Source organism: Singulisphaera acidiphila DSM 18658, from assembly GCF_000242455.2.
Lineage (GTDB): Bacteria > Planctomycetota > Planctomycetia > Isosphaerales > Isosphaeraceae > Singulisphaera > Singulisphaera acidiphila.
The window spans coordinates 5,171,404-5,191,773 of record NC_019892.1 but is presented as its reverse complement, the minus strand read 5'-3'; the positions used below and the strand labels follow the sequence as shown (position 1 = coordinate 5,191,773).

General features: G+C 59.6%; 14 protein-coding genes. 5 read left to right on the top strand and 9 right to left on the bottom strand.

The genetic code is table 11. The features are described 5' to 3' along the window. Positions 1-101: 101 nt before the first annotated feature. Both SINAC_RS20445 and SINAC_RS20440 read left to right on the top strand, forming a co-directional pair. On the top strand, positions 102-920 hold the full coding sequence (locus tag SINAC_RS20445) for a BON domain-containing protein (RefSeq protein ID WP_015247497.1): 819 nt from the start codon (positions 102-104) through the stop codon (positions 918-920). A gap of 199 nt (positions 921-1,119) precedes the next feature. After that, positions 1,120-1,725 carry an Hsp20/alpha crystallin family protein gene (locus tag SINAC_RS20440; protein ID WP_015247496.1) on the top strand — a complete coding sequence of 202 codons (606 nt, stop codon included), beginning with the start codon at positions 1,120-1,122 and terminating at the stop codon, positions 1,723-1,725. Positions 1,726-1,808: 83 nt separating this feature from the next. On the opposite strand, the gene SINAC_RS20435 is transcribed toward SINAC_RS20440, so the two are convergent. The 3 genes from SINAC_RS20435 to SINAC_RS20425 form a co-directional block, all read right to left on the bottom strand. Continuing rightward, complete coding sequence (locus SINAC_RS20435; RefSeq protein WP_015247495.1) at positions 1,809-2,282, bottom strand: YbhB/YbcL family Raf kinase inhibitor-like protein; 474 nt, start codon at positions 2,280-2,282, stop codon at positions 1,809-1,811. 252 nt (positions 2,283-2,534) lie between these two features. Beyond that, a complete protein-coding gene (locus tag SINAC_RS20430) occupies positions 2,535-2,792 on the bottom strand; it encodes a hypothetical protein (RefSeq protein WP_237722910.1) in 258 nt (85 codons plus the stop codon). A 125-nt stretch (positions 2,793-2,917) separates the two neighbouring features. After that, positions 2,918-4,720 (bottom strand): protein-disulfide reductase DsbD domain-containing protein, encoded by a 1,803-nt coding sequence (locus SINAC_RS20425; protein ID WP_015247493.1) that lies wholly within the window; start codon positions 4,718-4,720, stop codon positions 2,918-2,920. A gap of 785 nt (positions 4,721-5,505) precedes the next feature. Here SINAC_RS20425 and SINAC_RS20415 point away from each other — a divergent pair. Beyond that, positions 5,506-6,066 (top strand): sugar O-acetyltransferase, encoded by a 561-nt coding sequence (locus tag SINAC_RS20415; protein ID WP_015247492.1) that lies wholly within the window; start codon positions 5,506-5,508, stop codon positions 6,064-6,066. Positions 6,067-6,098: 32 nt separating this feature from the next. Here the strand turns inward: SINAC_RS20415 and tnpA are convergent, their stop codons facing one another. From tnpA to SINAC_RS20395, 5 genes are all read right to left on the bottom strand, one after another. Beyond that, positions 6,099-6,302: an IS66 family insertion sequence element accessory protein TnpA gene (gene tnpA / locus SINAC_RS41935; protein ID WP_015247491.1), complete on the bottom strand. Its 204-nt coding sequence runs from the start codon at positions 6,300-6,302 to the stop codon at positions 6,099-6,101. A 272-nt stretch (positions 6,303-6,574) separates the two neighbouring features. Beyond that, on the bottom strand, positions 6,575-7,522 hold the full coding sequence (locus SINAC_RS38935; RefSeq protein ID WP_015247490.1) for a DUF1559 domain-containing protein: 948 nt from the start codon (positions 7,520-7,522) through the stop codon (positions 6,575-6,577). Between the two features lie 147 nt (positions 7,523-7,669). Continuing rightward, positions 7,670-8,761: a hypothetical protein gene (locus SINAC_RS20405; protein ID WP_154673934.1), complete on the bottom strand. Its 1,092-nt coding sequence runs from the start codon at positions 8,759-8,761 to the stop codon at positions 7,670-7,672. A gap of 190 nt (positions 8,762-8,951) precedes the next feature. Continuing rightward, complete coding sequence (locus SINAC_RS20400; RefSeq protein WP_015247488.1) at positions 8,952-9,989, bottom strand: hypothetical protein; 1,038 nt, start codon at positions 9,987-9,989, stop codon at positions 8,952-8,954. Between the two features lie 828 nt (positions 9,990-10,817). Then, a complete protein-coding gene (locus tag SINAC_RS20395) occupies positions 10,818-11,213 on the bottom strand; it encodes a transposase (RefSeq protein ID WP_237722911.1) in 396 nt (131 codons plus the stop codon). Positions 11,214-11,310: 97 nt separating this feature from the next. On the opposite strand from SINAC_RS20395, the gene SINAC_RS20390 reads away from it, so the two are divergent. Both SINAC_RS20390 and SINAC_RS41930 read left to right on the top strand, forming a co-directional pair. Then, complete coding sequence (locus tag SINAC_RS20390; RefSeq protein WP_015247487.1) at positions 11,311-12,438, top strand: ISAs1 family transposase; 1,128 nt, start codon at positions 11,311-11,313, stop codon at positions 12,436-12,438. 3 nt (positions 12,439-12,441) lie between these two features. Next, complete coding sequence (locus tag SINAC_RS41930; protein ID WP_390553397.1) at positions 12,442-12,600, top strand: H-X9-DG-CTERM domain-containing protein; 159 nt, start codon at positions 12,442-12,444, stop codon at positions 12,598-12,600. 939 nt (positions 12,601-13,539) lie between these two features. Here SINAC_RS41930 and SINAC_RS38085 read toward each other — a convergent pair. Then, entirely contained in the window at positions 13,540-20,145 is a 6,606-nt protein-coding gene (locus tag SINAC_RS38085; protein WP_015247486.1) for a cadherin domain-containing protein, read from the bottom strand. Positions 20,146-20,370: the final 225 nt, after the last annotated feature.

Genomic DNA, 20,370 nt, shown 5'->3' with positions numbered 1-20,370 from the left:
CGAGAGGGCGCAGAGAGGATCGTTGGCGACCCCCTTACTCTTCCATTCCCCCCCCCTGGGACCGTGGGCGACCCGCTCGCTCTTCAATGGATGGGAATTGAATGGAATTGCGGGCGGGGTATCCCGCCGTCCCAGGGAACCTGACCGCAGCCGCTCGGCGCAGCGGGGAGGAGGCGAACACCATGTTGGAGCGACTCACCGGCCTCGGTCTCGGCGCCGGTTTCATGTATTTTCTCGACCCTCACAGCGGCCGGCGCCGGCGGGCCTTGTTGCGTGACCAGTGCATTCACGGCATCCATGAGATCGAAACCGCCATCGACCTCATTGGACACGACCTGAGCACCCGGTCCGCACGGTTCACCGCCGAGGCAAAGGCGATGTTCTCCGATAATTACGCCCCCGACGACGTGATCGAGGCGCGGATCCGGTCGGCTCTCGGACGGGTCGTCTCGCACCCGAAGGCCCTTCATGTCGTCGTGCAGGATGGGCGGGCCGTCCTCACCGGCCCGATCCTCGCCCACGAGGTCGAGCACCTCTTGGAGGCGGTCAACACCGTGCGCGGCGTGCTTGCCATTGAGAATCAGTTGGAGATCCACCGGCGGGCCGAGCACTTACCCGCCTTGCAGGGCGGGTCAACGCGGCCCGGCATACGCCATGGGACCGCCGACGAGCACGGGTCGCCCACGACCAAGGTCCTGATCGGCCTGGCCGGCGGGTTCCTGCTGGCGCAAGCGATCCAGCGCCGCCGCCTGACAACCCTGGCCGCCAGCGCCTTGTGCCTCGGCCTGACGGCGCGCGGCCTGGCCAAAACCGCCGAAGCCCCCCAAAACCTTCGCGGGGACGAGCCGAACCACTTGCCCCAGGACAGGTCCGGAAGCACCGGCCTCCCCGGAATGATGAGCACCCGAGTTGGCTCTTGAACCTGGATGAATCAAGAGAAGATTTTAACCACGAATCACACGAACGACACGAATAAAAAAATTCAAAATCGTTTTTTTATTGTTTATTTCCATTCGTGTCATTCGTGTGATTCGTGGTTAAGTCTTTCCTTTCCCAAGCACTCGTCCGTGGGCACCCGCGTTCGAGAATCCGACGGAGAGAAGAGAAGGAGCACGAACCATGCACAAGGCCAAAGAGCGAGGAAACGGATCCGCCCGCAAGGAGAGCGAACTACGAACCACCGATCGCGCAGAGGGGCGGCCATCGGCCCTCACCCCGCGCGAGCTGGCGACGGCTTCGCCCTGGCTGGGCGACCCCTTCGCCGTCATGCACCGGTTTGCCGAGGAGATGGACCGCGTCTTCGAGGGATTCGGGATCGGGCACAGTGGCTCGATGGCGCCCTGGTCACCGGCCCGGCGGCACGCTCCCCATGAGGAGGGATTCGCCCTGGCCGGCTGGTCGCCCCAGGTCGAGGTCTTCGAACGCGGAGGCCAACTGGTGGTCCGGGCCGACCTCCCCGGCTTGAACAAGGACAACGTTCAGGTTGAGGTCACCAATGAGGCCGTGCTGATCCGAGGCGAGCGACGCCAAGAACACGAGGATCGTCGCGAGGGCTTCTATCACACCGAACGCTCCTACGGCAGCTTCTGTCGCAGTATCCCACTGCCCGAGGGCGTCGAGGTCGACCAGGCCGACGCGAACTTCCGAGACGGTGTGCTCGAGGTCACGATCCCCGCCCCCCCGCGCCCGGCGAGCCAGGGCCGGCGGCTTGAAGTCAAAGGATGATCCTCGGCGGCCGCCGAGGATCAAATTCAAAAGTCCAGCGCTCACCCCGACCCCTCGCGTCGAGGCATCAGCAAGCAGGCGGCCTATCGTTCATAGGTCCCGACAAGTTCCGCCTGTGCAAGGATATGCCCGCGCATGGCACGGAGCAGCCCCTCCTTATCCAACCCCTGGGCCGTTCGCAAGGGAGCGTCGAGCGCGTAGAGGTGGAAGTGATAATGGTGGACGCCATGCCCGCGCGGTGGGGCGGGACCGTGATAGCCGACTCCGCCCCACGAGTTCTTGCCTTGCAAGCAGCCCGGAGGCGTGCGCAAAGTCGGCGCCGTGGGTAATCCCTCCGGCAGCGTCTGGACGTCCGGCGGAATCTTGTAGAGGACCCAGTGAACCCAGGGCTTGTACGTGGGCGCATCGGGGTCGTCCACGATCAGGGCCAGTTCGCGAGCCTCCTTGGGCGAGCCCGACCAGGTCAGCGACGGCGAGACGTCCACCCCATCCTCGCTATACCGGCGGGGGATCGCTCGGCCATCATTAAACGCATTGCTGTGGATTGTCATGCTCATTGAGGAATCTCCTTACATGACTCCACGGCAGTGTCCGGAACCAAGTCGGCCGACTCGCCGCCGGTCTCACGGTGGATCATGAAAGATGATCGAGCAAGCGGACCAGTATCCGTCATGCTCATCCGGAGCCGTTTTCAGAGGCCCCAGACTTCCCGACAAAGCAAAGAAGATGAATGCGAGCGGAGTGCCCGCCCTTCAATTCCAATTCCCCTGGGACCGCAGTCCCAGGGCACGCAACCGACCTGGCCCGGATCAGCCGACGTACGCGTGGGTGAGATCAGGGCTCGGTTCTGGCCATTCGGCCTGGTCGATGGATCGGCTCGCGTTCAAGACCTCCATCGCCAGGGGGATGGTGGAGAACGCCCCGACGAGCACGAGCGTCCAGCCGACGGCCCTGCGCTGACCTTCCGAGAGGCGGTCCGCCAGCAGGAGGCCGATCCCCGCACCAAGCATTCCGCGCGTGCCGGCGATCAAGGCGAGTTCCGGCAGAGTAATTCGGGTCTCTCTCATGACCATTCTCCCCCTCCGAGTAAGCCGGATCCTCAAGGCCCGGCGTGCATTCGACCAAAGGACAAATGCCGCAATTCCCGGGCCCCTGCCCTCCCCTTTTTTTTTGTCCCACCGCTCGAAGTGGCTCATGGGCTCGGAGTCGTGTCCGATCGTTCGGTGATCTCGACCTTGACCTCCAGGTTCTCCTTGGTCGGGAGCCGGCAGGAGCGTAAGTCGCAGGCTTGATAGCCGAACTCACACGAGACCACGACAGAGCCCCGGGCCGCTTCCCGATCGACGCGAAGCTTGCGGCGGAACTCGACTGTTCCCTCATAGATCCTCTGGCCGTCGATGCCTCGGCTGGGCTCGGGATAGGTCCATCCCCTCTCGGGTTCGACGCCCTTGGGGAGCGTCAATTTCAGGGTCGTGGGAAATCCGGGGGCACTCGTCCCGTCGGCGGCGTAGATGTGCCAGTTCGGGGCCATTCTGACCCGAACGACCAGATCGAGGCTCTCGCCTGCCTGGACCTGCCCTGGCGACACCTCGGCGCAAGCGACGACCGGATCTTCCGAGTCGGGCTCCGGACGATCGGTCGCCGTCCCGGTCGCGCCTCGCATCGACTCGGGCGCAATCATGAACTTGAAGCCGCCGACGTCGGTGAAGTAGAGCCGATCTCGGTAAGTTTCCAGCCACGTCCGCCAGTCCTTGGCGTCGGCGTAGTCCTCGGTCGTGTACCGCTTGAGGATTCGCAAAGCGCGGTCGGGCTGCTCCCCCTTCGCCAGCATGCCGATGCATCGGTCGAGCAGTTCGACTTTGCGGTTGGACAACCCAAGCCCTTTCACGTCCTCGTCCAGTACGAAAGAGATGCCCGAGCCCGGGCCGGGGCGAAGGAACTCCAGGTTCTCACGGTAGTACTTGATGTATTGTTCCGGGTCATCCCCGAATAACCGGCGCAATTCCTCGGGGAATTGGCCCCGATACATTTCCCTCAGCGTGCGGTGGAGTTCGGCCAACTTCTCCGGGTCCTTGCGGAGCGGCTCGGGCTGGCTATTCATGAACCATTCCCGATCCGAGACCGCCTTGAAACCGGAGGCAAGGACGAGAGCCAACTGCCTCGCAGAAAATCGACTGGTCTTTCGCACAAGGGGCGCTTGACCGTCAAATTTCTTGATGTAGCAGATTGCATTCACGAAGCACTTGCGCCCCTCGGGAGTCAAGTCGGTGGGTGGGGAGTAGAAGCCCCAGAGGAGGAAGTTCCCCTGTCTGCCGATGGCGACGGCCTCCGGACTCTTCATGTTGATTCCGCTGGCGATGAATTCGCAGTCCGGTGAATCCGTGAAGCCGCAAGGGTCGGAGACCATACCTGGCATATAGGAAAGGTCGAGCGGGTTCCCAAGCGACCATCCTCTCTGCTGGATTTTCCAGACCTTCATCGTCTCGCCCAGGCGTCCCCCGTTCGGCCAGCTCCGATAATGCTGGGGGGTCTGGCGCTCCTCGAAATCGATGAGGATCTGATGCGGCCTCCGGAAGATTTCGTGGGTGGCCACGATGTCGTGTGCAGCGTCCCCGAGGCAGATGCACATGTCGTCGAGTTTCAGTTGCTGGCTCCGCCCCACACCGAGAGACCCGCCACCGATCAGGATGGTGGGCCGGTCGTAGTTGCGATCCAAGGCCGGGTGTCTAAACCCCGCTTGATCACGCGGTGGTAAGCCCGGCCAGTCCAGAATGACGACGTCATAGCCCTTCGTTTCCGCCTGCCCGAGCGAGAGATAGTCGGCCAGCCCCACTTTGGTGAAGTGTTTCTCCAGGAAGGACCGGAAGTCCGCCGTGCGAGCGTTCTTGGGATCGCCCGCATAGAGCACTCTCAAATTGATGGGCTCGTCCGACCGAGCGCGCGAGGCAAAGACAAGCACAGCCATTCCCGCGACGGCCAACCACCGGATACGCATCGTCTTCCTCCTGGGACAGAGGTGCCCGAAGTGGGGAGTCCATCATCCGCTCCCCGCATCATAGCGGGCTTGCAGCCTCGCAGCGAGCCTTATCAGAAGGTCGGAAATGGCTCTGAATGGGCCGAAGAAAAGTGGGACGATCACGAAGAGTCTGGCCCAGCAGGCGAATCCCACCGGAGTTTTTGCTGATCTTGCTCAGACTCCGATCATTGGATAACCAAAATAATATTCGTTCGACCACCCAGCGCTTCGGCAGAAGCTTGCCCCCTTCACAGCATCGTTGCGTTTAACCATCTCCAACACCCACTAACAGAGCGAAGAAACCCACGCGATCAGTTTGCCCTGGAACCGCTGGTTCGGGCTGCCTTGACGCTTTGGTTGTCGATGCTGCCCACGCTCGGTTCGAGGTCTTTTCCCACGGCCTCTCGGACCTGACGGCGGCGTGTGTCGTGAAATTGTTGCCACAGCCCATTGCGACGCCAGCGATGAAAATCGTCGCGGGCCGCCCCTTCCGGGAAAAAGTCATGGGGCAACGCGGGTTTTACTTCAGGCTGAATGGGCCGGGGGAGATCCTGGGGCATTGCCCCGCCAAAAATATCGGGTTGAAACCAGTCGGGCTACTGGCTACCTTCAAACAGCAAACTCAAATCATGGCAGTGTCTCAGCTTGAATTTTGGGATTGGGTGGATTCCGACCTTCCATTTTGTGGCTACGCTAGGCGAATCTCAATGCCGCCCCTCGTGTGCTAAAATGCACGCTTCACTATAACTTGAGAACAATCGCTCATGTCGAATAAGGACGGCACCAAGACAATTTACAGCAGGACGCCGGAATCAGCGGCCATGTCGGCAAACGTCAAACGAGCGATGGCGATCACCGCCAGACTTAACCAGTTGACGTTCAACGATGCGGACGAAATTCGGGCCTTGTTCAGCGAACTCATCGGCAAAAAGGTTGACAAGAGCTTTTTACTGATCCCGCCATTCTATACTGCCGGCGGCGACGAAATCTGCGTGGGGCATAATGTCTTCGTCAATCAGAACTGCACCTTCTATGACCTTGGCGGCCTCGACATCGCGGACGATGTGATGATCGGACCTAACGTCAGCATCATCACGGCAGGTCACCCACTTGAACCATCGCAGCGTCGCAAGGCCACAATCGGAAAGCCGATCGTAATTGAGAGAAACGTCTGGATCGCCACAGGCGCAACGATTGTCGGCGGAGTGACGGTAGGCGAAAACTCGGTTGTGGCTGCGGGTTCGGTTGTTACCAAGGACGTTCCCCCGAATACCCTTGTCGGAGGAAATCCAGCGCGGGTCATTCGTTCGATTAGCGACGACTGAAGGAACATCCCCAGGAAACCGTGAACATAAATTCAAGCTATAGTAGACCCCAGATTTTGGACCACTCGGCAAGTGATCCTTGAGGGAGGTCTTCGCCGCCACCAATAAAACGACGACACGCACACGCCCTCGGCCAGGCAGAACGCCCTGACCGACAGCCCACTCCGCTTCCACCAGGCCAGAACCAGCCGCCAGTACGACTCCCGGCCCTTGCCCGCTCCTGCCACGCGGCCCATAATTCACCTCCTTTCGGCCATGCACCGATCGTAACATGGGCCGCAAGAAGGGGTTCACCGGAAGCACATCCTGGGCTCGGTCTACCCGGGGACTCCCATTTCAGGCGGACCAATTATTGGGGAACAGGTCACTGCCGCACTCTGAAGCGAAGCGGTCACAACCCCGTCTCGGCCGTCCTGCAAGCCGTTTACGTCTCACTGAAGATCGGAAAGTTACCCACCCTGCCTTAGAAGGTCACTGGAGTCGGCTGACGACTTACCTGACCATCGTATCAGTCTAGGGAAGAAATTGGCTCTCCACCGGCTATCGTAGCGGCATCGTCCACCTGCTTATGAGCAGCGTAACGAACAAATCGGACCGACCCATCAACAAACAAAAAGTTTGCGCCTCCCTGGTGCAAGCTCCAGTAATGATACTTGTCACATTCGTTGCTAACCGACCCATTCGTAAAATAGTGCATAGATAAATCACCAATTCCAGGCCAATTTATGCGTTGCCCGCCACAGCTAGTATCCCAAGAGTTTAAACCGCTTGATGATCCCATTTCGAAATCGTTCATCACGGAAACGTTAAAGAATCGATGTGTAGTGTACCACCACCCCATGCTGAATGATGCGGGCGGCGGACGCTCTCCGATTGCGATTGTATTGCTTAGCCCATCAGTGATGTCCGCCGGCCTGGCTCCGCTGCGGCGACCAAAGAGTCCTGATGCCGGGCTCCCAAAATTACCTGTCATCCCGACGAACGAGGTGAACGAGGCTTTGACGCCTTCAGTGTCTGCATGAGGCATATTGAGCCGTGTGTCTTCGGGGCACACATACAAAGGCAAAACGGTTTCCATTGGTTCACGATGCTGGGCCAAATCGATGGGTTCTGGATCATTCAGATACGCCTTCTCAACAGCATCCCACAACGACTGCTGTTCCACGAATGGAAGCAGAAATACGTGCCAGCTAATACCCTGATGTGAAAACGGTGAACCGGCGGCCCCCCCCGGGCCAGGGGAACGTGGTGGAAAATTGCCGTAAGTTGATTGATGCGCAGCGAGCCCCACGCCAATCTGGCCAAGGCGTTGTGAGCATTGAAGTCGGCGAGCCGCCGAGCGAGATGATTGAATACCAACCAACAACAGTGCCATCAGTATCCCAAAAATTGCAATAGCGACTAGCAATTCTGGCAATGTGAAGGCGATACTGCGAGCAAGCTGACGTGAACGCATGACCCCACCCCCGGCTGCAAACCTTGCGGAAAATCGGTGGCAATGCCCCTTCTAACACGCCGCCATTGCCACAAACACAACGAGACGACGCGAAATCTGGGACGTCCAATTGATGCGACCTGTCATCCCAATGGTTCTTTTACTGCATTACAATTTAGGCATAACAACAATTGGCAGCTCTAGCGTCCTGATGTCAGAATCGCAATCGACGATCACTTTGATCGCAAGGCGATGCACCTTGTCTCGCGGTCGCGGCCCGACGTATGTCACCTCGAACCCAGGCCGATCCTCCAATGATCCTGGATTCGGCTCGACTTTCAACAATGTCCTGTCATAGTCAAACTTCAAGTTATTAATCTTAACATCAAATTTATTTATTATAATTTTACTAGAGTATGAATGCTGCTCAGAAGCAACGCGAGGGAGTACGATAAGATTGGGCGACATAACAATGTCTGTTTGCACCGTCGCTTGAAGTGGAAGCTTGAGCAGCTCTTTCCCTTTGTGTGTTATTGTCACGAATTCGTTTATGCGGCCAACGATTTCTTGCGGGCTAAGCTGAACGTCCATCACGCCTGCCAGATGTACGCCAGGAGGAGCCTGACGATCTTCGGAGTCGAGATCAGAAAATTTGATCATCTTTATTGTGATCATGTTCTCATTGCTGCAAATTGCAGACAAATCATTAATTGCGATTCCTGAGCGGCCGTCACTTAGTAATTTGACACGCTGTACCGCGGTTTCTCCTTGCCTGATTTGCCCGATCGAAAGAGTCTTTGGGACTGTGTAGAGCAATGCTGTGGGAGTGTAACGGATGGCCAAATTATGCTCCTTGTCGCCCGACACAGAAGACGAGTCAAACGTGACTGACAATTGATTGACAAGGCCAACTTCACCGCCAATACGGATATCAGCAAAGATAGTTTTTGTGCTGAAAGGTTGAACCTCGAACATCGAAAGGGTGCGCTTAACATTGTCTTTCATGCTATAGAACGACAGACAGGAACAACTTCCTTGTATCTTTTTGATGGTTATTAACTTGCTTGACGGGTTCTTCAGGCCAATCGAAACAGATGCAACGTCTCCAATTCTGGTGGTGTTCAAGTCAATGGCGTTCGGTACAATCAGATTGGCCGCAGAATGACCATCGGTCCTCCTTGTTCCGAGTGCCGCAAGTATGCACGAAGTGACAAGAAGGCCTGCCGCACAAGCCGTAAAGATACGATATTTACTGCCCACGGTGATTCTCCCCTACCGAAATGGTGTTCGACACCGCCTAGTGCTTCCACCTAAATAGCTCCTCGCAACTGGGAAAGTCCTAGGTTGCAGCCTCTTACGGCAAGTGACGAAATTTCGTCACCCCGCTGCTTTCCCTGTTGCGAGGAGCTAATTAGATTCGCTCGTACTCGACCTTCTCGTGCGGCGTTGTCTATCGCCGCCTGAGTCTTCTCACAACGGCAATGGCTGCCAATCCCCCCGCTGTAACCAAAGCGAGAATGCCGCCAATCCATTGAGTTCTCGCCACAGGCGGAGGAGGCGTCTCTGGCTCCAATGGCGGAGAGTACGCATCGGACAGGCGTTTCGGACGATCTTTAGCCGTGCCATTATTCCCAATGACGTGGACAGTACCCTTGATTTCATCCATCACGGTAGTTCCGGCTTTGGCAGGCGGCATCGGAGGCAGGCGGAACGAGGGCTGATTGATTCGGATTTCGCTCAGATCGGCCACGGATTTACAAGCGACAGACCCTTTGTATTTCGAGATTGACGTAATTTTTGATGGCACAAAAATCGATGGTTGAACTTCATCGAATTGCTCCACGACGTATTGATTATCCCAGGCTAGATCTCCCTTGCCGTCTTTAATCACGTGAACAGCTTTGCGGATCATCCAGTTTTTTGCTTCATCGCACCAGACGGTATAAGTTCTGTTTTCGGCGGGTAGAGACGCAGTAATTCGGACGACCTTGTGACCCTCGAGTGTTTCGTCAAACGCTTCTAATTTGCCTTTAACTGCAAGGTCAGCCAACGTATACATCGGATATGGCGGCGTACGATACAGCCCAACCGGCAAGACGAAGAGGCTGAGTTCCCATGGGTCTGTATCCACGATGCGTCGGTCGTCGGGAGCGATGATCCACCCTCCTTCCGGATCAACGGTACTGCTGCCACCCGTCGCGACTTTGCCTGTCATCGCGGTAAGTTTGCCTCCGACAATTTGAACCTCAATCAAGTTTCCGGCGATTGAATTTTGGCTAATGCGAACTTGAATGCTATCCCGCCAATACTTCGACGTCAAACGCCTCGGACTCTTGCCGCAATCCACTGTCAAAGCTACATTACATTGATAATTCATGATTGAATTGATGGCGCTTTTGTTTGCATCCACAATCGCACTGGTTTTTTCATCGGCAACTGGCGCAAACGAAACAATGGACAGTACAATGAGTTGAGGTGCGGGGAGCATAGCTTTGTCCGCTTCCTGTTACTGAAGTGATTGGCCTACGTATTGGCGAGCAATCCCTTGGAGGGCAGCTCAGACGACAAGTAGATAGCGTGATTGGCGACTGGCTAACCCGAGTCAACCAGCCGCCATTGCAAGCGGCTCGCACTGCCCTTAGTTTCGACTATGAATCGAAGGAACACGGCGATGGTGACCCGCGATCACAGATGGATGCGGTGAACACAAGGGAGCTCTCAGCATGATCCCGTAGGTGTGCTGAGGCACCGATCCATGGTGTGTATCCACCCTGTCTCGCAGTTTCCGTAGCCAATAAACGAAATCCCTCCTGGACAGTTCACGTTTTTAACAACGGCACACGGAGGTGGCGTACCCGACGAGCACCACACAAGTTTTGCCGGGTTAGTTGTGTTGAAGCACACTTCTCCTGGGGAAGTTTGTACGCACGGGCAGGGAACCACGATATTTGGATTGCACCCATATTGTTGCGACCTCACTTCTGTTTGGAGCAACAGAACTCCTATAACGGCAAAAACTGTGGCTGACAAGAACAACGGCTTGCTCGCCCGGTCCATCGCTTCGTTCCTCCAGTTGAGAACTAGGTCCCTAACGTAAAGCCTCGGAATGAGGCTTTGTTGGGCAATTCGAGGTGCCGAGAAGGCGACGTTATGTACTCACGTTTGCAACATGTGACAAGATTCTTCAGGTCTTGTCAAGCCTCTAGCGTCCTCGGAGACAAAACCTGCAAAAAATTCACTGGGCATGCTTGGCAAAGCATTGTCCCATCTTCTGGGCCGTCCAAGTCCACTCAAACGAGTGAGCATAGCGACGGTTTTAATCCAGCCACGATGGCATCACATGAGCGATGTAATCCTCACGACTCGACCATGATCCTCGCTTCAGGCAGCGGAGGCCGAAGGCATGGGTGAGCAACTCCACCTGGTCCAACCACGAGGCGCGGGCCGGCGTCAAGCAGAGACGCCACCAACCGTCACAGGCAGCGAGATAGTCCTTGGTGATTTGCTCCGTATGGCTGGGACCGCCGTCATGGATCAGATAGATCCCCCGAAGCCAGTGGTGGTTCCTTCGGAACTGCTTCAATGCCGGGACATCATGATCGGAATCGTTGGCCTCCAAGCAGACCCTCTCCATCATCCCGCTATGGGCGACCAGGAAGTTCAGAATGTTGACCGTGCCACGTGTAGCCGAACTCCCGGGCGATTGCGCCACAGTGGGTAATCTGCGACACTTGAAGCATTGCAACTCGTGATCTTGTCGGCGTCGAAGCCGGCAGCGTATTGCCGATGCCTCTCGGGATCGACCTCTCGTGGCCAATGATCTCTCCACTCGCATCGAAGATCATTTTGCCAGCCTGACTGACCCACGCCGACGCAAGGTCGTTTATCCACTCATCAGTATCCTGACGATCGCACTTTGCGCCGTGATCGCAGGCGCCGACGACTTCGCGACAATCGCCGCATGGGGACGCCAGAAACGAGCCTGGCTGGCCAAAATCCTCGATCCGACCAACGGTATTCCCCCGCATGACCGATTCAACGCCATCTTCAGGGCCATCAAACCCGCCGAGTTCGAGCGTTGCCCGCTGAGTTGGATCACTTCGCTTCACGAGGTCACTGCCGGGCAAGTCGTCGCCATCGACGGCAAGACACTCAGGCAGAGGTTCGACAAGGCCAACGCCAAATCCGCCATCCCCATGGTCAGTGCCTGGGCCACAACCAATCACATCAGCCTGGGGCAAATCGTTGTCGATGCCAAGAGCAACGAGATCACCGCCATCCCAAAGCTGTTGGAACTCCTGGATGTGTCGGGTTGCCTGGTGACGATCGACGCCATGGGGTGCCAGACCGAGATTGCCGAGAAGATCGTTCAGGGAGGGGCCGATTATGTGCTGGCGGTGAAGGGAAATCAGCCTACCCTGTTCGAGGGGATCATGAACTTCTTCGTGGGCCACATGGATGACGACTTTGCCCGGGTGAAGGTGAGCCGACACGAGACGAAAGACAAAGGCCATGGTCGAATCGAACATCGGACGTACTACGTTTGCGACGTCCCCGAGGAGTTGCCTGGTCAGGCCCGCTGGAAGGGTTTGAAGCAGATCGGGGTGGCGATCAGTGACACGATGCGAGGCGATAAGCCGTGCGATGATGTCCGCTACAACATCTTGTGCAAGAAGCTGAGCGCCAAGAGCTTCGGGGCGGCCGTAAGATCATACTGGAAGATCGAGAACTCATTGTGCTGGCAGTTAGACATGTCATTTGGCGAGGATCGAAGTCGGATCCGCAATGGACAGGCCGACGCCAACTTCGCCATCGTTCGCACCATGGCTTTGAGTCTGCTCAAACATGAGAGGAGCCATAAGAGTGGAGTGAAGTCAAAACGACTCACGGCCGGCTGGAACGACGACTATCTCGAACAAGTGCTGTTTGGTTCATAACTTATGGTGCAATCGCCCTGGCTTCATCAGGAGGGGGTGATGACCTTATTTGCGGACGGATCGATTCACATCATCCGCGAGAAGATAGACCCGACCGTCTTTGAGGCGATGTCGACAATATCGGGAGGAGAGAAGGTCCCACCTGATCCAAACGTTGAGTAACAGTAACTCCGCATCCAATACTCATTCGACAGCAATAAAATGCTAAATCGAGGCACGCTTGAAATTAGCAAACATCAGCACAAAGGCATTTTTTGCGATTGCCACTATCGCCGTCTTCGCCGGCTTCTTTTTCCGCTCCATTTCCACGAGCCTTGACCCTCAGATTTCTCTGAAGAATGCTCGGCTAGCAGTGGAGATTTATAGGTCAGGCCAGCCAGCGAGGAAGGGGGAACTCTCCGCCGATTCCTCTGGAGTGGCCGCAATCAATTCGCTGTTTGAGAAACAAAGGGGAAGGTGGAGAAGAAGCTGGACGTCGTATGCCCCAGCCGTAGTCGTTCAGTCCGACAACTTCAGATTAAATTTACACAAAAACTTATTGATTCTAAATTACAGACGCAACACGAATCCAGACACGCACAATCAGGTAGTAAGCAATATCACAAAAGAAGAATTCGATCATGCCAGCAAATCCATTCTGGAAAGTCTCGTTGAGGCCACACCGGAAACAGGCCAGAGATAGCGCAATCGACACTTCGAGCTTCCCCCTCCCTTGAACTCTAAGTGCTGATTATAGCCCTGGTTGAACGGAACATTGCCGCTGCTTCGGGAAGGGAAGAGTCGCTCCGCTGGTCGTTCGATGCTGCCCATTCGGCAGGAGCATCTCCGGGATTGTGGAGTATTGATTCTCAGGTCAAAGTTCCCGGCCGCCGCCAAACGGTTGGGAGAGTTGGAGGCCGTTAGCCCACGGCGGGCGCACCGAACTGTGGACCGTCACCCGGGTGACCGAATTGGTCGAACGCCAGTTCCAGGTCCACTTCCATCCCGATAACCAGTCTGGTGCCGCCTGATAGTCTGGAAGTCACACAGGTGCGAGAGCATCGCGCTGGCGTTCCGGGCAGGGGATGTCCCTCGCCCGGATAGGCCGCTGAAAGGGCGGAATCAAATGCCGCCGATCTCGTTAATCAGACCGAACACGATGTCGGCGATCAGTCGCTTGAAGGTGTCGCCCTTGAACAGCGAGCCGGCCGCCGAGCGGTCGTTGACCGCGATCAGCAGGTCGAGCACGGTCACGGTGGTGTTGTTCACGACACCGAACACCGAGCCGTAGCTGCCAACGTTGAAGAGTCCCGTGGCCCCGAAGCCGTACTGCGTCACGGTGAACCCGTAGCGCTCGGCGACGCGGGTGCTGTCGAGCGTCGCGTTGGTGACGTACACCGACAGCGCGGAGGACAGTACCTGTGCGTCGACCTTGGTCCCCTTGAGCACGAACCGGGTCTGGTAGAAGGCGGCGACCTGTGCGTTCGTCTTGCCAGCGAGACTGCATGCCCCGGCCGTTGCGCCGTACAGGTTGGGGAGTGTGGCCGCCAGCCAGTTGCCAAGCTGGGTGCTGCTCGGTCCGTCGTTCAGCGACTTGATCAACGCCTGGCCGTTCTTGTTATTCCAGAAGCCAATGCCCGCCGTCTGACCGCGCTGAAGCGAGCCGGTCGCGGCGGGCCGCTCGCCGAAGTTGTAGTTCAGGCCGGTCATGTCGGCGGCCAGGGTCACCGCGAAGGCGTCGCCGGAAGCCGTGCCGCCGACCGTTCCCACCGTGTTCGTCCCCTGGGCATACCCGGCGGGCTGCGTCTCGTTGATACGATAGTTCCCGGGCCGGAGGAACCGGAAGACGTAGGCCCCGTCGAGGTCGGTCTGCAAGACCTGGTCCACGGCACGTCCCAGGTCGTCGGTGCCGGTGAGGTGGACGGTCGCGCCGGCGATACCCTTCTCGCCGAAGTCGACCTGGCCGTCTTTGTTGAAGTCGACGAACACCGTGCCCGAGAGGCTCGAAGTCGCGACCGTGATGACCAGGTCGGCCCCGACGAAGCTCATCGCGTAGTTCGGTCCCGCGTCGAGCGTGCCCCGGCGGATCGCATATCGGCCCGCAGCTTCGCCGGCCTCGCGTGACAGGCTTCCCGTGAGGCCGTCATTGCCCGCGAGGCTGCCGGCACTGATCTGGTACGTCAGGTCGGGATCGGCTTGGCCGGTGCTCTTGGTCTGCGGGTCGGCCGTGACGGTGATCGGCCGCTGGGCGATCACAACGTCTTGCGTTCCGCTCGCGTCCCGGTAGTTCCGACCACCGGTGAACGTCCACCCGACCGTGCTCGTGCCGGCATTGGTGCGACCGGTTCCAAAGACCAATCCACCGAGCGACTCGCCATTCACCCCGATGGCCGTGCCCACGAGCCCGTGTGCCGCCGCATCGTAGATGCCGCTGTAGCCGGCGACGGAAACCGTCGCGTCGGCCTTGGCAATAGCGATGGCGACGTCACCCGCTTGGTCGAGGTAGTTCGCACCGCCGCTGAAGACCCAGTGGGCGAGCCCGCCTGGAGCGTCGGTGAAGCGTGCTCCCAGGCTCAGGCCCACGGTAAGATCGGCGCCGCCTACGCCGGAGGCGGTTCCGGTGGCGCCGTGCGACGCCGCGTCGTACCTGCCGCTGTACCCGGAGACCGTCACCGCCGCGTTTGCCTTCGCGATGCTGACGGGGACCAGGAGAGCGGCGTCGTTGTAGTTGCCGGTGACGTCGGTGAAGGTCACGGTGGCGGTGTGGGACGCGATCGCGCCGGTGTGTGTCGTGCCGGCGAAGTTCAGACCGCTCAGGGCCTCACCCATCACACCGGTGGCAGTCCCGCTAGCGGAGTGCGCCGTGCCGTCGTAGGTCACGGCGTAGCCGCTGAGGGAGAAAACGGCGTCGGCCTTCGCGATGCTGTTGTCGACGGTGCCGCTCGCGTCGTTGTAGTTGGTGCCACCTGCGAAGCTCCAGACGTCGCCGGCGTACGTCCCCGCGCCGACGTGGGTGGTGCCGCTCAGGTCCAGCCCAGCGCTGAGGTTCGCGAGGGCGGCCCCCGTGGCCGTGACGATGGCGGTGTGGGCCGCGCCGTCGTAGGTGACCCCGACGTAGGGCGTGATGCTGAACGTCGCGTCGGCCTTGGCGATAGCGATGGCGACGTCACCCGCTTGGTCGAGGTAGTTCGCACCGCCGCTGAAGACCCAGTGGGCGAGCCCGCCTGGAGCGTCGGTGAAGCGTGCTCCCAGGCTCAAGTACGCAGCGAGGTCGGTGCCGCCAACGCCGGAGGCGGTTCCGGTGGCGCCATGCGATGCCGCGTCGTACTTGCCGCTGTACCCGGAGACCGTCACCGCCGCGTTTGCCTTCGCGATGCTGACGGGGACCAGGAGAGCGGCGTCGTTGTAGTTGCCGGTGACGTCGGTGAAGGTCACGGTGGCGGTGTGGGACGCGATCGCGCCGGTGTGCGTCGTGCCGGCGAAGTTCAGACCGCTCAGGGCCTCACCCAACACACCGGTGGCGGTCCCGCTGGCGGAATGCGCTGTACCGTCGTAGGTCACGGCATAGCCACTGAGGGAGAAGACGGCGTCGGCCTTACCGACCGTGATGGTCGTCGTGTAGACGTTGGAACCGCCGTCCTTGTCGATGATGCGGGCATAGACCGTGTATGAGCCCGCGTTGAGGACGCCGAAATTCGCCGAAGGGGACGTACTGCTCCCCGCGTATGTCGCCGATCCCGTGGTGTCGGTGCCGATCGAGAACACGAAGCGGAGGCCGGCCTCGGTGTCGACGATCGACGGATCGAACATGTCGGTGAAGGCGGCGGTTGCCGCGATGCCATACCTGATCCCGCTATTGGTCAGAAGCACTGCTGTCGGGGCCACGTTGTTGACGGTCACGCTCAGGCTGCCGGCGAGGATGTCGATGCCGTCTTCGTCGGTTACGGACACGGTGTGCGTCCGGGTGGAGGGGCCGTCGGCGTAGGTGTGGGTGGCCGTCGTGTGAGCGGGGTTGCCGGTGAAGTCGGTGGTGACGCCATCGCCCCAGTCGATCCGGTAGCTCGTGATGGTGTCTTGGCCGGGATCGGTGACGGCGCCCAGGTGGAGCGTGTACGGCGAGCCTTCGTCGACCGTGGCGTTGCCGCTCAGCGAGATGGTCGGCAGGACGTTGTCGACCGTGTAGATGAAGGTGGCGATCGCCACGGCGTTCTGGCTGTCCCTCGCGGTGATGAACACGGTGAACGGACCCGAGGGGCCGTCGGCCGCATTGAGCGACCAGCTCCACGTCCCGCTGGTGTTGTTCTGCGTGACTGTCCCGACGCTGGCCGTGACGGCGACGGTGTTGTTACCTTCGACGTCGGAGAATGTGCCGCTGTTGGTCGCGTTGCCCCCTTCGTAGACGGTCACGGCCGCCACATCGGCCGTGACGGTCGGCGCCTCGTTCACGTTGGTCACGGCGACCGTGAAAACTCGCTCGACGAACAGCCCACCTTGGTCGGTGCTGCGCACCCGGATGGAATAGCTGCTTTTGGCCTCAAAATCGAAGCTCGCCGCCGACCTCAACTGCCCGGCCGGGTCGATGTTGAAGCTCGCGTTGTCGGTGTCGCCCGTCCCGCTTACCAGCGCATATATGAAGGTGTTCCCGTAGTCCGGGTCACTCGTGGTGAACGCGCCGACCGAGGTCCCCACCGGTCGGTTCTCGGGGATCGAGCTGGCCGTCAGGGCCATGTTCGTGGGCGTCTCGTTCACGTTCGTCAGGAGGATCGACACCATGTTGCTGGCGAACAGGCCGCCGGCGTCTGTGACCTTCACTTGCAGGTAGAACCCCGGATTCGTCTCATAGTCGAGCCGAGTCGAGTCGGCCACGGTGATCACGCCCGCGGCGCTGATCGCGAAGGCTCCGAGACTATTCCCCAGAGTAATGCTGAAGGTCTTCGTGTCCGCCGCGTCCGGATCACTTGCCACCACCGTCCCGACGATCACGCCGTTCCCCGTATTCTCCGGGACGAAAAAGTCTTGCATGGCGATGGTCGGCGCTTCGTTGACGTTCGTCACACTAATCGTGAAAACCTGCTCGAAGAAGAGGCCGCCTTGGTCCCGCGTCCGGACTCGGATCGAATAGCTATTCTTGACCTCATAGTTAAAAGTGAACGGGGCCATCAGATGCCCGGCTGGGTCAATCGAGAAGTTGAAGTTGTCGGTGCCCCCTGTTCCGGGCACCAGGCTGTACGTGAAGACGTCTCCGAGATCCTCGTCGGTCGTGCTGAATGTCCCAACCAGAATGCCGGGAAGGCCGCCTGGCTGATTCTCGGGGATCGTGCTACTGGACAACGCGATATTCGTGGGAGTGTGATTCAGGAAGCCACTCAACTGCGAGCCAACCCGGACGCGGCCGCCGCCTTCGTTAAGAAACCGCACAAAATAAGTATTGTTGATATTATCCAGCACAACGGCCTGGAGGCCGGAGGAGGCACCGGTACCAATGGCGCTGTTGGAAGCACTGATAGCCCCGAAGACGCCCGTGGCACCGCTGCCCCAAGTCACGGCACACGCGTTGGCGATGGCGCCGTTATCCCAGGCCGAACTGGAGACCACGTAGTTGCCGTTGCTCAGTGCCGTCACACCAAGGTTAGCGATACTGTCGTTGGCCGTGCTCCCGACAAGGCTGTTGGAAGCGGAGATGGTCCCCGTACGCCCCGTGGTGCCGCTGCCCCACGTTGCCGCGCCGGCGTTGACGACGGTGCCGTTGTCCCAGACCAGGCTACGGACGACGTAATTGCCGTTGCCAAGTGCAATCACGCTGCTGCTGCCGCCATCGTCGGCAGTGGCCCCCACGAGGCTGTTGGAGACCGAGACGATGCCCACGGCCCCCGAGGTGCCGTTGCCCCAGGTTGTCGCTCCTGCGTTGACGACGGCGCCTTTGTCCCAGCCCGGACTGGAGACCACGTAATTGCCGTTGCTTAGAGCCGTCACGACTGCCCCGACATTGTCGTTTGCCTTGTCTCCGACAAGGCTGTTGGAAGCGGAGATGGTCCCCGTACGTCCCGTGACGCCGCTGCCCCACGTTGCCGCTCCGGCGTTGACGACGGCACCGTTGTCCCAACCCGGACTGGAGACCACGTAATTGCCGTTGGTCAGTACCGTCACGCCGCCACTGCCAACGGTGTCGCCGGTCCCGCTCCCGACAAGGCTGTTGGAAGCGGAGACGGCCCCTACAACCCCCGAGGCCCCCATTCCCCACGTCGCGGCCCCGGTGCCGTTGAACCAGAGCGAACTCACAACTACATAGTTACCGTTTGCCAGCGCCGTCGCCCCAGCATTTCCGACTCTGTCGCTGGTGGTTGTGCCGACGAGGCTATTCGTGGCGGAAATGGTCCCCGCAACCCCTGAAGTACCGCTGCCCCACGTCGCGGCACCGGCATTCGAGGTCGTACCGTTATCCCAGAACGGGCTGGCGACCACGTAATTGCCAGTGCTCAGTGCCGTCACACCGCCATTGCTGACGTTGTCGCCGGTTTTGCTCCCGACCAGGCTGTTGACGGTGGAGACGGTCCCCACGACCCCCGCGATACCGCTGCCCCAGGTCGCAGCCCCGGTGTCGAAGTTTCCGAGTGCCTCATTGTCCCAGAACGGGCTGGCGATCACGTAATTCCCATTGCTCAGCGCCGTCACGCCGCTACTGCCAATGGCGTCGCCAGCTTTGTTCCCGACAAGGCTGTTGACGGCGGAAATAGTCCCCGTGACCCCTGAAGCACCGCTGCCCCACGTCACCGCCCCGGCGTCGGCTTTGCCGGGACCGTTATCCCAGGACGAGCTGATGACCACATAGTTGCCATTGCTCAATATCGTGACCGCACTGGCGCCAATAGCATCGCCGGCAGTGCTGCCGACGAGGCTGTTGGTCGAGGACACGACCCCGGTAATCCCTGTGGTTCCGCTGCTCCAGGTGACCGCCCCGGCCTGGTCGGCAGCGCCGTTGTCCCAGCGTCCACTTCGAACCAGGTAGTTGCCGTTGGCCAACGCCGTCACACCACTGCTGCCAACCTGATCATCGGCGGTCGTACCGACGAGGCTGTTCGAGGCGGAGACTGCCCCCGCGATCCCCGTGGCGCCACTCCCCCACGTCACCGCACCTTTGGCTGCGGACCACGTATAGCTGCGAACGACATAGTTACCATTAGCCAGTGCCGTCACGCCGCCGTTACCGACACTGTCGCCAGGCGAGGTGCCGACGAGGCTGTTGGCAGCGGAGACGATCCCTCCGACCCCCGCAGTACCGCTGCCCCACGTCGCCGCACCGGCGTTAAAGGTGCCACCGTTATCCCACCCCGAACTGGCGATCACGTAGTTGCCGTTGCCCAGCGCAGTCACACCGTCGCTTCCGATATTGTCGCCGGAATGCGAACCTCGCAACGTGCTAATCAGGGTGCCGTTCGCGCCGTTGAACAGATAGACCGCGCCCGCATCGGCCCCTCCGGCGTCATCAAAGGGTGACGTGATGACCACGTTTCCCGTGCTCAGCGGCACCACGACCGCCCCGAACTGGTTGCCCGCCGCCGGGTGCGGGTCGACGAACTCCGGGAACGCGGCCGAGAGGTTCAGGCGGGCTTCCAGCGGTTCGAGAAACGCCCCGCGATTGACCCCAAACGCCCGGTTGCGGCGAACAGCCTTAACTCGCGAGCGACTGCGGGGCGCAACCAGGGAGGAAATCCGTGATGCAAATGACATGGGAGAGTTCTCTCTGGGGCTGGATCTCGACGAGGAAGGCCCGGCTGGAGCAGATGGTCCGGGACCAACGGCCTGCGCAGGACACGGGTTCAGCCGCGCGGGCGGCGAGCGAGAAGGAGTTCGGGCCGGGCCACGCATCTTCGGGCGGCCTGCGACTCCGAAACGATCCCTCTCTTTCTTGGAGACTGGGAAACGCGACGGAACGTTACTGATCGCGATGAAGTT